Raw genomic sequence first — 16,995 nt, 5'->3', positions numbered from 1 at the left:
CGCAATGGCTACCGGTTCCGGCAGCCGCAACGGAGTCAACCGGCGGTAATTACAGCACCGACTTGAGCAGGCGGCCCATTTCCGACGGGTTCTTGGTCACCTTGATACCGCAGGCGTCCATGATGGCCAGCTTGGCTTCGGCCGTATCGGCACCGCCCGAGATCAGCGCGCCGGCGTGGCCCATGCGCTTGCCCGGAGGCGCCGTCACGCCTGCGATGAAGCCGACGACCGGCTTCTTCATGTTGCCCTTGATCCACTCAGCAGCCGTGGCTTCGTCCGGACCACCGATTTCACCGATCATGATCACGGCGTCCGTATCCGGATCGTCGTTGAACATCTGCATGACGTCGATGTGCTTCAGACCGTTGATCGGGTCGCCACCGATACCGACGGCGGTCGACTGGCCCAGACCCAGGGCAGTCAGTTGGCCGACAGCTTCGTACGTCAGGGTGCCCGAGCGCGACACGACGCCGATGCGGCCCTTCTTGTGGATGTGACCCGGCATGATGCCGATCTTCAGTTCGTCCGGCGTGATCACGCCCGGGCAGTTCGGGCCGAGCAGCAGGGTCTTGCGACCTTCGCGGCGCATACGGTCCTTCACTTCGATCATGTCACGAACGGGGATGCCTTCCGTGATACAGATCGCCAGGTCCAGATCGGCTTCGACGGCTTCCCAGATCGCGGCAGCAGCGCCTGCGGGCGGGACGTAGATCACCGAAACGGTGGCGCCGGTTTGTTGCTTGGCGTCCTTGACCGAACCGAAAATGGGGATGCCCTCGAAGTCCTCGCCGGCCTTCTTCGGGTTCACGCCTGCGACGAACGCGTTCTTGCCGTTCGCGTATTCGCGGCACATGCGGGTGTGGAACTGGCCAGTCTTGCCAGTAATACCCTGGGTGATGACCTTGGTATCTTTGTTGATCAGAATCGACATTGCTTGATTTCCTTCATCCGGTTGCCGGGCAGCGTTCGCACAACCCCTGAGGCGGTGCGCCGCTGCGGCTTAGACAGTTAGTTAGTTGCCTTTGGCAGCTGCAACAACCTTCTGGGCAGCTTCTTCCATGCTGTCTGCGGCGATGATCGGCAGGCCGGATTCGGCGAGCATCTTCTTGCCCAGGTCTTCGTTCGTGCCCTTCATGCGCACGACCAGCGGCACCTTCAGCGAAACGGCCTTCGAGGCAGCGATCACGCCTTCGGCGATCACATCGCAGCGCATGATGCCGCCGAAGATGTTGACCAGGATGGCGGTCAGGTTCGGGTTCTTCAGCATGATCTTGAACGCTTCGGTCACCTTCTCCGTCGTGGCGCCACCGCCCACGTCCAGGAAGTTGGCCGGCTCGCCGCCGAACAGCTTGATGGTGTCCATCGTGGCCATGGCCAGACCGGCACCGTTCACCAGACAGCCGATGTTGCCGTCGAGCGAGATGTAGGCCAGATCGAACTTCGAGGCTTCGACTTCAGCCGGATCTTCTTCGTCCAGATCGCGGTACGCGACGATTTCCGGATGACGGAACAGGGCGTTCGAATCGAAGTTGAACTTGGCGTCCAGTGCCGTGACCGTGCCGTTGCTCGACACGTTCAGCGGGTTGATTTCGGCCAGCGATGCGTCAGTTTCCCAGAAAGCCTTGTACAGACCTTGCAGGATCGCGCGGGCTTGCGGAACCGAAGCGTCCGGGACGCTGATCTTCTTGGCGAAGTCGTCGGCTTGCGCGTCGGTCAGACCGGCCGACGGATCGATGACAACGTGGTGAATCAGTTCCGGATGCTTTTCGGCGACTTCTTCGATGTCCATGCCGCCTTCGCTCGAACCCATCATCACGATCTTCTGCGTGACGCGGTCAACCACGAGGCTGACGTACAGTTCGTTATTGATGTCCGCGCCTTCTTCGATATACAGGCGGTTGACCTTTTGGCCTTCCGGACCGGTCTGGTGCGTGACCAGTTGCATACCGAGGATCTGGTTGGCGTACTCGCGCACTTGCTCGAGCGACTTGGCCACCTTCACGCCGCCGCCCTTACCGCGACCGCCTGCGTGAATCTGGGCCTTGACCACCCAAACCGGACCGCCGAGTTCTTCGGCTGCCTTCACGGCCTCATCCACGGAATAAGCCGGAATGCCGCGGGGAACCGCGACTCCGAATTTCCGGAGGATTTCCTTGCCTTGATACTCATGAATCTTCATGCGTGATTCCCTTCTTGCTGAGTTGGAAGTTTGGGTTCGAGCTTGCGAGTCGAGGCACCATCGCGCACCGCTTCGGTAGTGGCGGGCGTCGTGGGCTCGTTCGCTCGATCGTTTGCGCGGCCGTTGAACCAGCGCGGGTAAAACCGGCGCACTGCCTCGCCATCAAACCGCAAGGCGTGACAATGTCCGAGTTGGAAAGGAGGCGCCGTGTTTTCGGCGTCATTGGCCGCAGTGTCCGGTGTATGGATGACAACACCGGCAAAGGCCTGAATCGCTGCCGTAGGCAGGACACTACAAAGTTCGGTCAGATGGGTACAGCCTGCCGCGCCGGCGAGTCGCTCGCGCACACCACGGCGGAAGCCGCGGCGCAGGTTAAGACCGATCAACTGACGGTATTCGGGGCCGATCTGATCGCAAATGCCGGGATATGGCACCCAGTCAGAGACGGCTTCGGCGTCATGCACCTCGAAATCTTCGTCGATCGTCAAGCGCAGCCACAGCTCGTGGATCGGCGTGCCCTCCTTGCGAAGGCCCGTTGCCAATGCAAAATCCCGATCTTTGTGATCGGTCAGACGGGCTTCGATGTCCCATAGGCCATCCTCGCGCGAATACGCTTCGACAGCGATCGTGCGGCGGTGACGCAGGGTACGAGGGGCGGGCTCAGAGAGCGGCATGCGAGAGTGTGCAATGCATGAACGCAGAAAGACCTTGATTCTAGCATAGGCCACGAAGTCTTCTGCCGCAGCGCAGCAGACGCCCGCTGCATAAGGCCCGATTACCCGACCCATCGGTCGGGTTATGCGGATTTCGAGGTCGTGGGGAGCATGGTGCGACGCCACATCCCGATAAGCGCGCAACCAAGGTGTCATGCGAGTTTCCGTGCCGCGTCATACGTCACGTGACGTGGCTCGCGCGCCCTCATAAACCTCGCGTATTGCCGATGAATGGCCGCCTATTCATGAGAAACATTTTTTGTGCTCACCGGATGCGGCTCAGTCATCGTCCGAGAATTCGTCGGCGCCTCGCACGATTTTGCTGATAACGGTACGCGAAAAGCCACGCGACGCGAGAAAGCGCATCTGTTTGGCGCGTGCCTCGGGGGTGGTAGCAACTTCGCCGAACTTGCGTTGCCAGACGGCGCGCGCGCGGGACAGCTCGGTCTCGCGCAATTGCTCTGCGAGCGCGGATACGGTGTCCGGGTCGACCTGATGTTGTTTGAGTTCGCCGACGATGCGCGACGTACCGAGCCGCGACGACCGGCGGTGCACCACACTTTCCGCAAACCGCTCGTTGGACAACCAGCGCTCGGCCTCGAGCGTGTCGAGCAGGCGATCCAGTGCTTCGGGGTCCTCGGCATCGGCGTACGGCATCAGCTTGCGGCGCAATTCCGCACGGCTGTATTCCCGGCGCGACAGATAGCCCATGGCGCGGCCCTTGAGACTGAGCACGGGTTTTCGCGAGCGCTTGACCGCGACCGCCTCGTCACCCGGTGGCGGGGGTGGATCTTGCGGGTTGCGGGGAGGACGTCGATTGATCATGAAGATAGCGCGCGGATAGGACCAAAGCAGGGATCAAAGCAGAGCCTAGCGCTACGGCCCGAACGGCAAAACCAAAACGACAAACAAAAACGGCAACGCGACGCCGTATCAGCGTCGCGTTGCCGTATTGACTCGGGGGTCATCAGACCTCGTCGTCTGCTTCGATCTCGCCGGTTTCGTTAATCGCCGTCACGCCGAGCGATGCACGCACCTTGTTTTCGATCTCGTGGCCGATGTCAGGATTTTCACGCAGGAATTCGCGCGCGTTGTCCTTACCTTGGCCGATCTTCTCGCCGTTGTAGCTATACCAGGCGCCCGACTTCTCGACGATCTTCGCAGTAACGCCCAGATCGATGATTTCGCCTTCGCGCGAGATACCCTGACCGTACAAGATGTCGAAGATGGCTTCGCGGAACGGCGGCGCCACCTTGTTCTTGACGACCTTCACACGGGTTTCGTTACCGACGACTTCGTCACCCTTCTTGATCGAACCGATACGGCGGATGTCCAGACGCACCGAGGCGTAGAACTTCAGCGCGTTACCGCCCGTCGTCGTTTCCGGGTTACCGAACATCACGCCGATCTTCATCCGAATCTGGTTAATGAAGATGACCGTGCAGTTCGTCCGCTTGATCGTGCCGGTGAGCTTACGCAGCGCCTGCGACATCAGACGGGCTTGCAGACCCGGCAGCGAGTCGCCCATTTCGCCTTCGATTTCGGCCTTCGGCACCAGTGCCGCCACCGAGTCGATCACGATCAGGTCGATCGAGCCCGAACGCACCAGCGCGTCGGCGATTTCCAGTGCCTGTTCACCGGTGTCCGGCTGCGAGATCAGCAGTTCCGGGACCGAGACGCCCAGCTTGCTGGCGTAGCCAACGTCGAGGGCATGTTCTGCGTCGATGAACGCGCAGGTGCCGCCGATCTTTTGCATCTCCGCCACGACTTGCAGCGTGAGCGTCGTCTTGCCCGACGATTCCGGGCCGTAGATTTCGATCACACGGCCGCGCGGCAGGCCACCGACGCCAAGCGCGATGTCCAGACCCAGCGAGCCGGTCGAGACGACCTGGATGTCAGCTTCGACCTCGCTGTCGCCCAGACGCATGATCGAGCCCTTGCCGAATTGCTTTTCGATCTGCGCGAGGGCAGCGGCGAGCGCCTTGCCCTTCTCGGCCGACAGATTGGCAGACCCTTTCTTGCTTTCTTCCATGAATCGTCCTTTGATATGATGAGCGAGACGGCTCGAGTGAGGCGTGAATGCCAGCACTGTATAAAAAAACAGTGCTTTTGGCAAGTGCCTGTTGTCCGAAAGCGCCGAAACGACAAAAAAAGCCGCGAACCACGCGCCGCAACATCACAGGAGACACGCCGCAGCCGTCAGGCTCCGGTGCCTAACAAGCCTATCACGCCCATGCGAATTCTCATCGCAGAGGATGACAGCATTCTGGCTGACGCCCTGACCCGCTCGCTGCGTCAGGGAGGCTACGCCGTCGATCACGTCAAAACCGGGCTCGAAGCCGACTCCGCGCTGTCTGCCCAGACGTTCGATCTGCTGATTCTCGATCTTGGTCTGCCCCGCCTGCCCGGCCACGAAGTCCTACGCCGGTTGCGCGCACGAAACTCCCATCTGCCTGTATTGATCCTGACCGCATCGGACAGCGTCGATGCGCGCGTGAAAGGGCTCGATCTCGGCGCCGATGACTATATGGCGAAGCCGTTTGCGCTCGCCGAACTCGAAGCACGCGTGCGAGCGCTCACGCGACGCGGTGCCGGCGGCGGCTCGACCGTGATCCGGCACGGCCCGCTCAGTTTCGATCAGGTCGGGCGCACGGCCTATATTCATGAGCAGATGCTGGATCTGTCGGCGCGCGAGCTCGAACTGCTCGAAGTGCTGCTGCTGCGTACCGGCCGGCTCGTCTCGAAGGAGCAACTCGTCGACCATCTGTGCGGCTGGGGCGAAGAGGTGAGCAACAACGCCATCGAGGTGTACATGCACCGGCTGCGCAAGAAGATCGAGCCGAGCGGCGTGCGCATTGCGACGATCCGCGGACTGGGCTACTGTCTGGAAAAACCCGCCACCGCGCCTGCCAATGCGGCGTGATGGGATGCGACGCGGGGTGCGACGCGATCTACACAGCGGGCAGCGGGATGTGACCCGGACGACAAACGCAGATCAAGTGAACCCGGCTTGATGACCGCCAAGCGTCGCCGGCCGGACACCGGCGCCTTCAGCGACTCGAGGCCCTCCAGAAATTCCGAGGTTTTATGCGCCTGAGTCTTCGTCATCATCGCGATGCCAACACGGCGAACGGCTCTCGGCCATCGCGTTCGTCAAGTTCAGCATACGACGACGCCTTCCCGCCCGACATCGAAGAGCCGTCGCTCGACTCGGTCGACACCACCGACCCGTTCGACCCGTACGCCGACCCCTTCACGCGCCCCGGCTTCGGCGCGCCGCTGGAGCGCGAAGCCGAGCCACCGCCCCGCTCGCTCTTCGGCGAGATTCTCGACTGGATGCTCGCGCCGTTGCTGCTGCTCTGGCCGATGAGTATTGCGGTGACGTATCTCGTCGCCAAGTCGATTGCCAACGGCCCCTTCGACCGCGCCCTCGAAACCAATACTTATGTGCTTGCCCAGCAGGTCCACACCGATCGCGGACAAGTCACACTGACGCTGCCCATGCCTGCGCGTGACCTGCTGCGCGCCGACGCGACCGACAGCGTCTACTTTCAGGTGCTCGGCGCGAAGGGCGAACTCGTGGCCGGTACCGCCGACTTGCCGCTGCCTCACGAAGACGACCGCCCGCAGCCGGGCGTCGTGCAGTTTCGCGACGAGACCCTCGGCGGCAACGACATTCGCGTGGCGTTCACGTATGTCGATCTGCCGCGTCTCGAGCCGAAAGGCGGCATGGCGCTGGTTCAGGTCGCCGAGACACTCGACAAGCGCAGCCAACTGGCGAACGAAATCATCAAGGGCGTGATCCTGCCGCAGTTCGTCATCCTGCCGCTGGCCATCGTGCTCGTCTGGTTCGGACTGTCTCGCGGGCTCGCCCCGTTGCACGCGTTGCAGGAACACATTCGCGCGCGGCGTCCCGACGATCTCTCGCCACTCGAAGCGCGGCAGGCACCGCCGGAAATTGCCCCGCTCGTGAATTCGCTGAACGATCTGCTGGGACGGCTTGAAACGAACATGAAGCTCCAGCAGCGCTTCATCGCTGACGCCGCCCATCAATTGAAGACGCCGCTCGCGGGCCTGCGCATGCAAGCCGAGCTGGCGCTGCGGCAAACGTCGCCCGACGAATTGCGCCGTTCGCTCTCGCAGATTGCCGTGAGTTCCGAACAGGCGGCACGTCTCGTCAATCAGTTGCTGGCACTGGCGCGCGCAGAAAACAGCGCGAACGATGCGGCTGCGTTCACGCCGGTCAATCTCAGCGTGTTGGCGCGCAATGCAATGCAGGACTGGTTTCAGGCGGCGTTCGCCAAGCGTATCGATCTGGGCTTCGAGGAACCGCCGTTCCCCGTGCAGTTGTCGGGTCAGCCGGTGATGCTGCGCGAGTTGCTCAACAACCTGATCGACAACGCGATTCGTTACACACCGGCGGGCGGCAAGGTCACCGTGCGGCTGCGTCATGAGGCCTCGGACGGCTTCGTGCATCTGGAAGTCGAAGACACCGGGCCGGGCATTCCGGCGGCGGAGCGCCCGCGTGTATTCGAGCGCTTTTATCGCATTCTCGGCAGCGACAGCGACGGCAGCGGACTGGGTCTCGCAATCGTGCGCGAGATCGTGCAGATTCATCGCGGCGACGTGAATGTGCTCGACCATGTCGACGCGCAGCATCCCGAAGCAACGGGCACGTTGATACGCGTCACCCTGCCCCTTGGGGACCCTATCGAAAACCCGCATGCCTGACGAAAATACGTCCAAAACCGTCAATTTCGGGGCAAAGACGAGGGTAAGTCCCTAGCAACGTAAGCTTCGAGTCAGTTTGGCGTCAGACGGCGGTAAGGTTGCGCTCCAATAATCAGTTGCAACGGCCCGGGCACGACCCAGGGGCGTGCTTACATTACAGGAGACAACCGCATGGCTACTGCAACGACAGCCACTACGCATGCGCCGATGACCAAAGAAGAACGAAAGGTCATCTTCGCGTCGTCGCTGGGCACGGTGTTCGAGTGGTACGACTTTTATCTGGCCGGTTCGCTGGCCGCCTTCATCAGCCGGCACTTTTTCTCGGGCATCAACCCGACCGCGGCATTCATCTTTACGCTGCTGTCGTTTGCGGCAGGCTTCGCGGTGCGTCCGTTCGGCGCCATCGTGTTCGGCCGCATCGGTGACCTGGTCGGCCGTAAATATACGTTCCTCGTGACCATCACGTTGATGGGTCTGTCCACGCTGGTCGTCGGCTTGCTGCCGGGCTACGCGTCGTGGGGCATTGCCGCGCCGGTGATCTTCATCGCGATGCGTCTGTTGCAGGGTCTGGCACTTGGCGGCGAGTACGGTGGTGCCGCCACGTATGTGGCCGAGCATGCCCCGCACGGTCGTCGTGGCTTCTACACGTCGTGGATTCAGACGACGGCCACGCTCGGTCTGTTCCTCTCGCTGCTGGTCATTCTCGGCACGCGTATGGTGATGGGCGAAGAAGCGTTCGGTGAGTGGGGCTGGCGCATTCCGTTCGTGCTGTCGATCGTGCTGCTGCTGATCTCGCTGTGGATTCGTCTGCAACTGAGCGAATCGCCGGCGTTCCAGCGCATGAAGGCTGAGGGCAAGGGCTCGAAGGCACCGCTCAAGGAATCGTTCGGTGAGTGGAAGAACCTGAAGATCGTGATTCTGGCGCTGGTTGGCTTGACCGCCGGTCAGGCAGTCGTGTGGTACACGGGCCAGTTCTATTCGCTGTTCTTCATGACACAGGTGCTCAAAGTCGACGGCAACACCGCCAACATCATGGTGGCGCTGGGTCTGTTGATCGGCAGCCCGTTCTTCGTGTTCTTCGGCGCGCTGTCGGACAAGATCGGCCGTAAGCCGATCATCATGGCCGGCTGCCTGCTCGCGGCACTGCTGTACTTCCCGATCTTCAAGGCACTGACGCACTACGCCAACCCGGCGCTGGAAGCGGCAACGGCACGTTCGCCGATCACGGTGATCGCCGATCCGAACGAGTGCTCGTTCCAGTTCAACCCGGTGGGTACGTCGAAGTTCACCAGCTCGTGCGATATCGCGAAGAGCTATCTGTCGCGCGCAGGTTTGAACTACGAGAACCAGGCGGCACCGGCGGGCACGATGACGACGGTGAAGATTGGCGACAAGGTGATCCAGTCGGTGGACGGCAAGGCAGCGGACGCGAAGGACAAGACCAAGGCGTTCGAGGCCGACATGTCGGCCACGCTCAAGGCGGATGGTTATCCACCGAAGGCTGACCCGGCGCAGATGAACAAGCCGATGGTTGTGATTCTGCTGGCGATTCTGGTGATCTTTGTGACGATGGTGTATGGCCCGATTGCGGCGATGCTGGTGGAAATGTTCCCGACTCGCATTCGCTACACGTCGATGTCGCTGCCGTATCACATTGGTAACGGCTGGTTCGGCGGCTTCCTGCCGGCAACTGCGTTCGCCATCGTGGCGGCCAAGGGCAACATCTACTCCGGCCTGTGGTACCCGATCGTCATCGCGCTGATCACGTTCGTCATCGGCATGCTCTTCATCAAGGAGACGAAGGACGTCGATATCTACGCCAACGACTAATGGCGTGACCTGCCAGACAGGTTGAATGGATCGTCAACGCCGGTGCCCTCGGGTACCGGCGTTGTCTTTTGGTGCGACGGCGGGCTGAGGGGGCTGACGGTTATTTTCATCTTCTCGTAAAAACCTGTTGACAGCCCAAGGTGGCCTTCATATAATCTTTTTCTACGGCGAATTAGCTCAGTTGGTTAGAGCGACGGAATCATAATCCGCAGGTCCGGGGTTCGAGTCCCTGATTCGCCACCAAATGCAAAAGCCCTGTAAATCTCTGATTTACAGGGCTTTTTCACTAAGGGCTCTGCGGCTTCGCTGCGAGCCCTTTTCTTTTACCGGCTCCTCACGGTGCAAATTCGGTGCAATACGCGGTGCAGACCTCAAGGAAGGAGCACCATGGCAGCACTCACAAAAACACCCTCAGGAACCTGGAAAGCGACGATTCGTCGCGTGGGTTGGCCCACCGCAGCCAAGACATTTCGAACGAAGCGCGACGCAGAGGATTGGGCCCGCCGGACCGAAGACGAAATGGTCCGAGGTGTGTTTATTCAACGCGCGCCATCCGAGCGCACTACCGTCGCGTCGGCGCTGGCACGGTACGTCAAAGAGATCGTCCCCACGAAAAAGGCGTCCACACAACGCCGCGAACAGGCCCGAGTCGCCACGCTCCGGGCGGCATTCGGCAAATATTCACTTGCAGCGGTTACTCCCGACCTGATCGGAAAATTCCGCGACCAGCGACTGGCGGAAGGCAAGGCGAACAATACAGTTAGGCTTGAGCTGGCCCTTCTAGGTCACCTCTTCACGGTCGCGATAAAGGAATGGCACATCGGGCTCGCCTACAACCCTGTCGCCAATGTCCGAAAACCGAGCCCGGGCGAAGGTCGCGACCGTCGCATTACTCACGACGAGCAAACACGGCTGCTCGCAACCATCGACAAGCACTCAAATCCGATGATGGGTCAGATTGTGCGCATCGCGATCGAGACAGGCATGCGCCAATCGGAAATCCTGGGGATCCGACGATCGCAGGTTGACTTAACGCGACGGGTGGTCAGATTACTGGATACCAAAAACGACACAGCGAGAACAGTTCCCTTGAACAAACAGGCGACGATTGTCTTCGCTCAGGCCCTCGCGTGTCCTATTCGCCCCATCGATACTGATCTGTTATTTTTTGGCGAGCCGGGCAAGGATGGAAAACGTCGCCCCTAACAGTTCGCCAAGACATGGAACATCCTGAAAAAGGGAATCGGCCTGTCCGATTTACGATTCCATGACCTCCGACACGAGGCCGTCAGCCGCCTTGTCGAAATGGGGCTGAGCGATCAGGAAGCTGCAGCCATAAGCGGTCACAAATCGATGCAAATGCTTCGGCGGTACACGCACTTGCGAGCAGAGGATCTCGTGAAGAGACTGGACATGCTTTCGGCTTAACCGCATCGCGACGATTGTGCGGGCAAGAGGACAGCTTCTCCGCCCGCCGTTACGTTCACTCCGCAACTTTCGGAGCAAAGGTTCCGCGATAAACGTAAGGATCCAGATCGAACGTATCGTTAAGCTCGTTGCGAGCGTACACAGCGATCTCAGGAGCGCGCAACGCGTTTGTGACCATTGCTAAACGCCATCGCGGGTTCGACAGCATTCCCTCCCTATATTCGTTTCGAGTCAAGAAAAACTGAGGATTGGAGCTCGCAGTTCCTTTTACCTCAACGTGCAACTTCTTCCCTTTTTTCGAGAAAACAAAGTCATACCCACAAGGCAGATGCGTCACTCGTTCACAGGCGAATCCGTCGCTCTGATAATGGGCAATCACTGCATCTTCCGCAGCTTTCTCAACGGCCTTTCTATGCTCAGGCGTACCGAAGCCTTTCAGCGGATCAACGGGATCTAGTTCAGGGTCGGGAAGGGAATTTTCATCAGGATTCCGCACGACGAAAGGTCGCAAGGCATCGATGCGCCCCTCCAACAATGCGAGCACACGCTGTCTCGATTCATTGGTCTCGATATCCGGCCCCTCAAGATATGAGTATTTTCCTGTCCGCACCGCTGGGTCGGAAAACGGAAGGCGTCGAGACTCTGGCGGGATGAAGTATGCCGTCCTGCTTGAGATGCAATACGACCAGTCATACCCAGCGCGATCTGTGTCGCCACGTTGCGGTATGAAGTCGGCCGGTGGCGCGAACCATTTCCCGTAAAGCGTTGCGTTCTCGTACCAACCTACGACATAGATCCCGGTACGGTCGGGGTGCTTCGCGAGACAGATCACAGTCCAACCGTGAGGATCGTCGCTTGACGGTGCAGCTCCTTTCCCTTGGGGTGGCACGTAGCAATAGTAGGTACCATCCTGAGACGGCTTGAAATTGAACGCCTCATGGCCTCTTCCACCGTTCTTTTCTCCGTTCTCTTTTAGCCAGCCGAAATTACCGTCAACAGGGCCACCTCGGTAATACGCCGACCATCCGAACTTCACCCACAGAACTTTCTTCATTTTTTCGATGTTGGCTATGTTGCAAGCGCGTCCCTTCGGATCTGAGCACGCCGATTATATCGATACGAAGTATCGCTGCGCGCACATAGAAACGCGCATGACGAACGTGCGGCCAAGTAGGGGCATGACAAACATTACAAATATAGACAAGAGGGCCTACTTCTCACAGAAGTCACACGCCAAACAGCGAGGCATCAAGTTCACGCCCTGGTGCTGTACAGGGAGGGCAGCGTGAAGAAGGACAGCCTTGGCGCGTTGCTTGGATCGGCAAGCTGCTGGTGAAGTTTTACGGGCGACGTGATGCTACGTACACACCAGTTCGCAATTGATCGGGCTGTCGATGTGCGCATCAACGTCAAACAACTCCGAGTGGTGATACCAGTAACGAAGCGCCTCCACATAACGAGGATTCGACGCGATGCGCTCACGCTCCATGTGAGTGAAGTACCTCCTGATGTCCTCATAAACACTCAACAGCCGTAGGCTAGACTGACATGCCATCAGTGCCCGATGGACGATGACATAGCTTTCAATTGCCGCGCAAACATCATGCAACTCATCGCGCAGCAATCGCCGGTACATCACTACCGCGCGCCCGAGATCCGCAAGCTGCACCGCATTGGGATCACGGCGCTCCGCGTTGGTCAATTTCTGGCCCAGCACTTCAAGCAACGCATCGATCTTCCGAGCATCGCCCCAACTCTCACCATAAGCCCCCGTGGCAGGATAAAGCTGCCAGAGCTGATCGGACCCGCTTTCACCATCCCAAATGGCCGACCAAAGCCGACCGGGCCCAAATCGGAATAAGCAATCCGCCGGCGAAGTCATCAGCGAAACCTCACCCCATTCGCCCTGCTCCATCCCCGTGTCCGCGTACTCGACACCCTTACCGGCGTCCGAACGAGTCGTTGCGACGTAAAAACGCCCGTCAGGGAACAACTCCCGCAAAAATGATCGTGACTCCTCGGCCATCGAGACATCCCCGCGGAAATTCTTTCGCCATTTGTTTCGACTCTCAGACTCCCATGCTCGGCCGGGGTGCAGCGCACGCATTCTCTGATCAAACCAGCGAGAGAATTGATTGACGTTGTCGACGACCGTAACGCGCAAATATAGTGCTCGCAGCATCGCCATCGTCTTCACACGGTCTCGTACTCGAGCATCAAAGGTTTTCACCGCACCTCGCGGTCGCCCTCGTCGGACGCGCGTCTCGGAAATTCCCTCTGACTTAATTAGGCTCGCGCTCATTTGCGTCGGTAACAAATATCGAACGAATTTATTTTACCGACAACTGAGGGGCTCCAGAGCGAAAACTACCGATCAGTAACGTAGTTAACCGTTAGAGAAGGAGTTCCTGATGACAACAACAAGTTCAACGCTTACGGAGAAGTACTCTGTCCTGCTGACGTTGAGTCAGTTGGCAGCAATCCTAGATCGAAGCCCTGAGGGGCTCCGAATTAGCCTGTCGAGATCATCCTCGGATTGGGCAACCAAGATCAATGCCACCAAGGTTTGCATCGGCAGACGGGTTTACTTTCGAACCGAGGCAATAGCTGCCCTCATTGACGAGGAATTTTCACTGCTCAAAACGGTTGCATGATGTCGCAGCAAGACGCAGATGAACTTCGCGCAGAGACAACATGGTTCCATGTGTTTCGATCAATGTTCTCGTCGGGCGACGCGGCGAAAATGGGCCCGCACGCCGTTGTCGTCTACCTCGTAATTAAGGCGCACGCCAACTTCCGGACGGGGTTCGCGTCGCCCTCCATCGACTTGATATCGACGATGTCTGGCGTAAGCCGTAGTCAGGTCATCAGGGCACTCGAAACCCTAGAGAGAGAAGGCTATATCGAGAGAACGCTTGCAGGCAGAAGCAATAAATACGTACTTCGTGAGAAAGTGCTCATTCGGGATCGATCCGGCCAACAATCCGCCATCGCAAGCTGGAACTACTTGCCGGGATCATTGCACACCACCATTGATCACGTGAAAACAGCGATGCGGTCCGGGGACCTCGCGAGCTCTCCCGTTGTGCATATCGAGAGGCTTCAGGTCAACGTAACTCAAGTGCAGGGGCCAACTCTTATGCTTAATTTGGCGGACATTGAGGGCTTACCGCCAGGCGCCAAAGACGCATTGCTGTCTCTCTACGGGAAGCTCACACAATAGATATCCACAGCTCCACTGGATACGGTTTTAGGGGACACCCAACTTGTCCACACCGGTGCCGCACTGACACCATTTCGAGGGCAATCAGTGTCTCCATGACACCCTAACAAGATTATTGATATTTCTAATGAATACGGAGGCATCTCCGGCAAGTTACCCACATTCGCACAATGATGCCTGAGTGGTTACCCCCCGGGATCTGCCGGTGGCATTAACATCCCCGCACCCAGTAGTGGAACATAAAGAACGTATTCGCCGACGTGCGGAGAATTATGCTAGATGTTTGATTTTATTCATCAAAAGCGAGCATACGTACAGATCATTTTTTCCAAAAATGTATTCCAAAGCGAATACATTCCGCGTGGTGACGAAATGGTGGCGAGATGTTGATACTACGTTGATTCTTTGTTGACTTTGGCTCGCGAGGGGACCGCCCCGCCCTTTGCATCCGATTCTCCGCCCCAGCGGGAAGCCCCATCAGGAGATAGCGAAATGACACGGGAGCAAGACGATATTGGTGCCGAGATAATTCGGCTCATCGAGCAGGATGTGGAGGACGATTCGGAGGCGCGCTGGCACTTATCGGCAGGGCGTGCAATTTATTACGATCTTCCCGAACTGGATTTGCTCGTGCGCGAACTTCCTGATGGAACAATCGAACGCGTGGATGTCGCCGACGACGGAACAATCATCACGCTTTTCTCGCATGCGAGAAATCGTGACAAGAACTCATAACACTAGACCCAACCATACTTTAAACTGGGCCCACCCACGCATGCGCCCTTTACCTCTTCGGACCTATTGCGGTTTCAGCTCTAGGAGAAACGATTTCATCGGTCCAGCGTCGCTTTTCCGCAACCCCTCTAAAGCGCGCGCGTAGCTATGCTCAGCTCGGATAAAAAACTCCTGCGGGCTGGCAAGCGTTGGGATTCGCCCGAACGCCGCAAGCAGCGTTGTCAGCACCGATTTCAGGTATGCCTCGAGGTTTGCACAAAGCAGCGCAATGTTCACCATGCGACCGCCACTATGGACGATGTCGCAGCGGGCTCTCCAGATGCGTTGCAAATGCCACCGAAGCCCCTCCTCACAGCGCTGAAGAAACTCGCCCATTCGCTGGGGCGATACCAAGAACTCCATGAAGCGATCAAGGCGCACTTGCGTAAGTGGCAGCGCCTGCAGCTTTGCGTTAATCGTCTGCCGATGATCCGCCTGACTCAGCGTGTCATAAAGTTGGACCAAATCGAGTTCCTTGAGGGCAATCGGCCGACCACTTTTGGCATCTATAAGCTCAACTGATTGCTCGAGCAGTACCTCACGATAAGCATTGAGGTGATTAATCACGGACACCCCCATAAGGACCGGAGTGACACTACCCTCAACTGCTGCGACGATGGAATTCGAACCACCCATGCCCTTGGCTAAGAATTCGAGTCCTGTCCACCAATTCACAAGCTTATTTTCGAAACCCGTTGTGTCTGCACCCATTCTGTACAACCTAAACGCTGCGAGCACTCGATCACGGCCCTCTTGAGAGAAGCGATCACCACCGACCAACGCGCTCACGTTTTTCGCAAATGCGTCGAGCTGCTCGGGGCTGACCGAGGATTGCGGATTAGGCACCACCTTCGGAATCGGCAGCAGACGCCAATTGTCATCAGTCTTCTTGCGGACTGCGAACAAATCGGAGACGGCAATATTCGCTCGATCGTATTCAAAACGCACCAAGTCGAGCACTCGATTGATGCGCTCATGAACCCGCTGCCCCGCAGTGCGCGCATCAATCGCGCCCTCAACAGCCGTCACAAAGAGACGGTGCCCCTGCTCTTTCATACCGCCGTCCAGCACCGCGACCTCTTTGGGGCTGGTTTCGGCGAACGCAATCCCACCGATGCTTTCGGGAAATGCGGCAGGATCAGTGATTCCATCGACTGCGAACCATACCTCCCATGGCCGTTGATCTGACGCAATCAGCTTTTTGAGTAAGTCGAAACGCTGCGCAAAATCATATGGCTTCGGCAACCGACGGACCGGGACGAGAACATGGCTGTACAGCTGAAATAACCCCTCGATGCTCTGCCCTTGAGCGATCAAGTAGCTGATAAGACTACCCGTCAAGGATCGAATTTCGTCAAAGCGCTCAAGCTCGGGTCTGGCGTCCGGAGATAACACGGCATCATGGATGCCCTGAATGGTTTCGCGAAAATAGTGGCAACCCAACGTCGCTTGATACTCTCGCAAGTGGGACTCAAGCAGGAGACGCCCCTTGTCGAGCGCAGACTTATCGTATTTCTCACCGAACGACTTGACCAACAATGCACGAATGGTCGCCGTCGGCACGCTAAGCGAAGAGCGCTTTAGTACCGCCTCCGAGTCCAAAATTTTGATCGCCTCACGGCCCACCATCCATCGGTCTTCGCCGTTTGCATGGGCGTACGCGTTCAGCCTCGACAGTTCCTCAAGAATATTGACCGAATGCATAACGCGCACGCGATGCGAATCCAAGGAATAGGCATACGTCATGTTGTACCAGACGCTCGCGAATACAGCCTGTTCACGGGTCAACTTGTACTGAGCAAGTTTGGGATCGTTTTTCATCGCTTCTGAGGCACGCCTATTTTTCGTTTTTTGGCATAGACTGTCTGATGCCGCGATTTCGCGACGACGTTTTTGGGCACATTACGACGCATTTTCGCAACGTCGTTTTTGTTGACCGCGGAACTTCGCGCGCCTATAGTACGTCTTACCCTCTCAAGCCCGTCGCGTTTTTGACGGCAAGATTATCAAGGGGTCAGGGGTGTGGGCCTGGGCGGTGTCCCGCTACATTTTCTGTTCCCCAACCTATTCAGAAGGCTCGCCAAATGGCGGGCCTTTTGTTTTGCCCCCCCTCACGC

The 16,995-nt window shown here is 58.3% G+C and carries 13 protein-coding genes, 1 tRNA gene and 1 pseudogene; 7 read left to right on the top strand and 8 right to left on the bottom strand.

Features of this window, described 5'->3' with window-relative positions:
* Positions 1–49 precede the first annotated feature (49 nt).
* The 5 genes from sucD to recA all read right to left on the bottom strand — a co-directional run bounded on the left by sucD (position 50) and on the right by recA (position 4,924).
* Positions 50–931: a succinate--CoA ligase subunit alpha gene (gene sucD, locus PIN31009_RS23310; RefSeq protein ID WP_058376073.1), complete on the bottom strand. Its 882-nt coding sequence runs from the start codon at positions 929–931 to the stop codon at positions 50–52.
* An 81-nt stretch (positions 932–1,012) separates the two neighbouring features.
* Positions 1,013–2,179, bottom strand: a complete 1,167-nt coding sequence (sucC, locus tag PIN31009_RS23305) for an ADP-forming succinate--CoA ligase subunit beta (protein WP_150686245.1) — start codon at positions 2,177–2,179, stop codon at positions 1,013–1,015.
* Positions 2,176–2,853, bottom strand: a complete 678-nt coding sequence (locus PIN31009_RS23300) for a DUF2889 domain-containing protein (RefSeq protein WP_150686388.1) — start codon at positions 2,851–2,853, stop codon at positions 2,176–2,178. The genes sucC and PIN31009_RS23300 overlap by 4 nt, the downstream gene beginning before the upstream one ends.
* Positions 2,854–3,171: 318 nt before the next feature.
* Positions 3,172–3,717 (bottom strand): recombination regulator RecX, encoded by a 546-nt coding sequence (gene recX / locus PIN31009_RS23295; protein ID WP_150791702.1) that lies wholly within the window; start codon positions 3,715–3,717, stop codon positions 3,172–3,174.
* Between the two features lie 142 nt (positions 3,718–3,859).
* A complete protein-coding gene (gene recA, locus PIN31009_RS23290; protein ID WP_058376077.1) occupies positions 3,860–4,924 on the bottom strand; it encodes a recombinase RecA in 1,065 nt (354 codons plus the stop codon).
* A gap of 201 nt (positions 4,925–5,125) precedes the next feature.
* Here recA and PIN31009_RS23285 point away from each other — a divergent pair, with 201 nt between their 5' ends.
* The 5 genes and pseudogenes from PIN31009_RS23285 (at position 5,126) to PIN31009_RS23265 (ending at position 10,881) form a co-directional block, all read left to right on the top strand.
* Positions 5,126–5,815 carry a response regulator transcription factor gene (locus PIN31009_RS23285; protein ID WP_058376078.1) on the top strand — a complete coding sequence of 230 codons (690 nt, stop codon included), beginning with the start codon at positions 5,126–5,128 and terminating at the stop codon, positions 5,813–5,815.
* A gap of 164 nt (positions 5,816–5,979) precedes the next feature.
* Positions 5,980–7,623: a sensor histidine kinase gene (locus PIN31009_RS23280; protein WP_246185820.1), complete on the top strand. Its 1,644-nt coding sequence runs from the start codon at positions 5,980–5,982 to the stop codon at positions 7,621–7,623.
* A 171-nt stretch (positions 7,624–7,794) separates the two neighbouring features.
* Complete coding sequence (locus PIN31009_RS23275; protein ID WP_150686243.1) at positions 7,795–9,453, top strand: MFS transporter; 1,659 nt, start codon at positions 7,795–7,797, stop codon at positions 9,451–9,453.
* A 166-nt stretch (positions 9,454–9,619) separates the two neighbouring features.
* Positions 9,620–9,696: transfer RNA gene (locus tag PIN31009_RS23270), tRNA-Met, on the top strand.
* A gap of 144 nt (positions 9,697–9,840) precedes the next feature.
* A pseudogene (locus tag PIN31009_RS23265) lies at positions 9,841–10,881 on the top strand (tyrosine-type recombinase/integrase).
* Positions 10,882–10,936: 55 nt separating this feature from the next.
* Here the strand turns inward: PIN31009_RS23265 and PIN31009_RS23260 are convergent.
* Both PIN31009_RS23260 and PIN31009_RS23255 read right to left on the bottom strand, forming a co-directional pair.
* Positions 10,937–11,935 carry a protein NO VEIN domain-containing protein gene (locus PIN31009_RS23260; protein ID WP_150791701.1) on the bottom strand — a complete coding sequence of 333 codons (999 nt, stop codon included), beginning with the start codon at positions 11,933–11,935 and terminating at the stop codon, positions 10,937–10,939.
* A 303-nt stretch (positions 11,936–12,238) separates the two neighbouring features.
* Entirely contained in the window at positions 12,239–13,078 is an 840-nt protein-coding gene (locus PIN31009_RS23255) for a hypothetical protein (RefSeq protein ID WP_150791700.1), read from the bottom strand.
* 453 nt (positions 13,079–13,531) lie between these two features.
* Here PIN31009_RS23255 and PIN31009_RS23245 point away from each other — a divergent pair, with 453 nt between their 5' ends.
* Entirely contained in the window at positions 13,532–14,104 is a 573-nt protein-coding gene (locus PIN31009_RS23245; protein WP_150791698.1) for a helix-turn-helix domain-containing protein, read from the top strand.
* Positions 14,105–14,596: 492 nt separating this feature from the next.
* A complete protein-coding gene (locus PIN31009_RS23240) occupies positions 14,597–14,839 on the top strand; it encodes a hypothetical protein (RefSeq protein WP_150791697.1) in 243 nt (80 codons plus the stop codon).
* A 63-nt stretch (positions 14,840–14,902) separates the two neighbouring features.
* Here the strand turns inward: PIN31009_RS23240 and PIN31009_RS23235 are convergent, their stop codons facing one another.
* Positions 14,903–16,699, bottom strand: a complete 1,797-nt coding sequence (locus PIN31009_RS23235) for a hypothetical protein (RefSeq protein ID WP_150791696.1) — start codon at positions 16,697–16,699, stop codon at positions 14,903–14,905.
* Positions 16,700–16,995 lie beyond the last annotated feature (296 nt).

This window comes from Pandoraea iniqua (genome assembly GCF_902459685.1).
Lineage (GTDB): Bacteria > Pseudomonadota > Gammaproteobacteria > Burkholderiales > Burkholderiaceae > Pandoraea > Pandoraea iniqua.
This window is presented reverse-complemented; position numbering and strand designations above follow the sequence as displayed.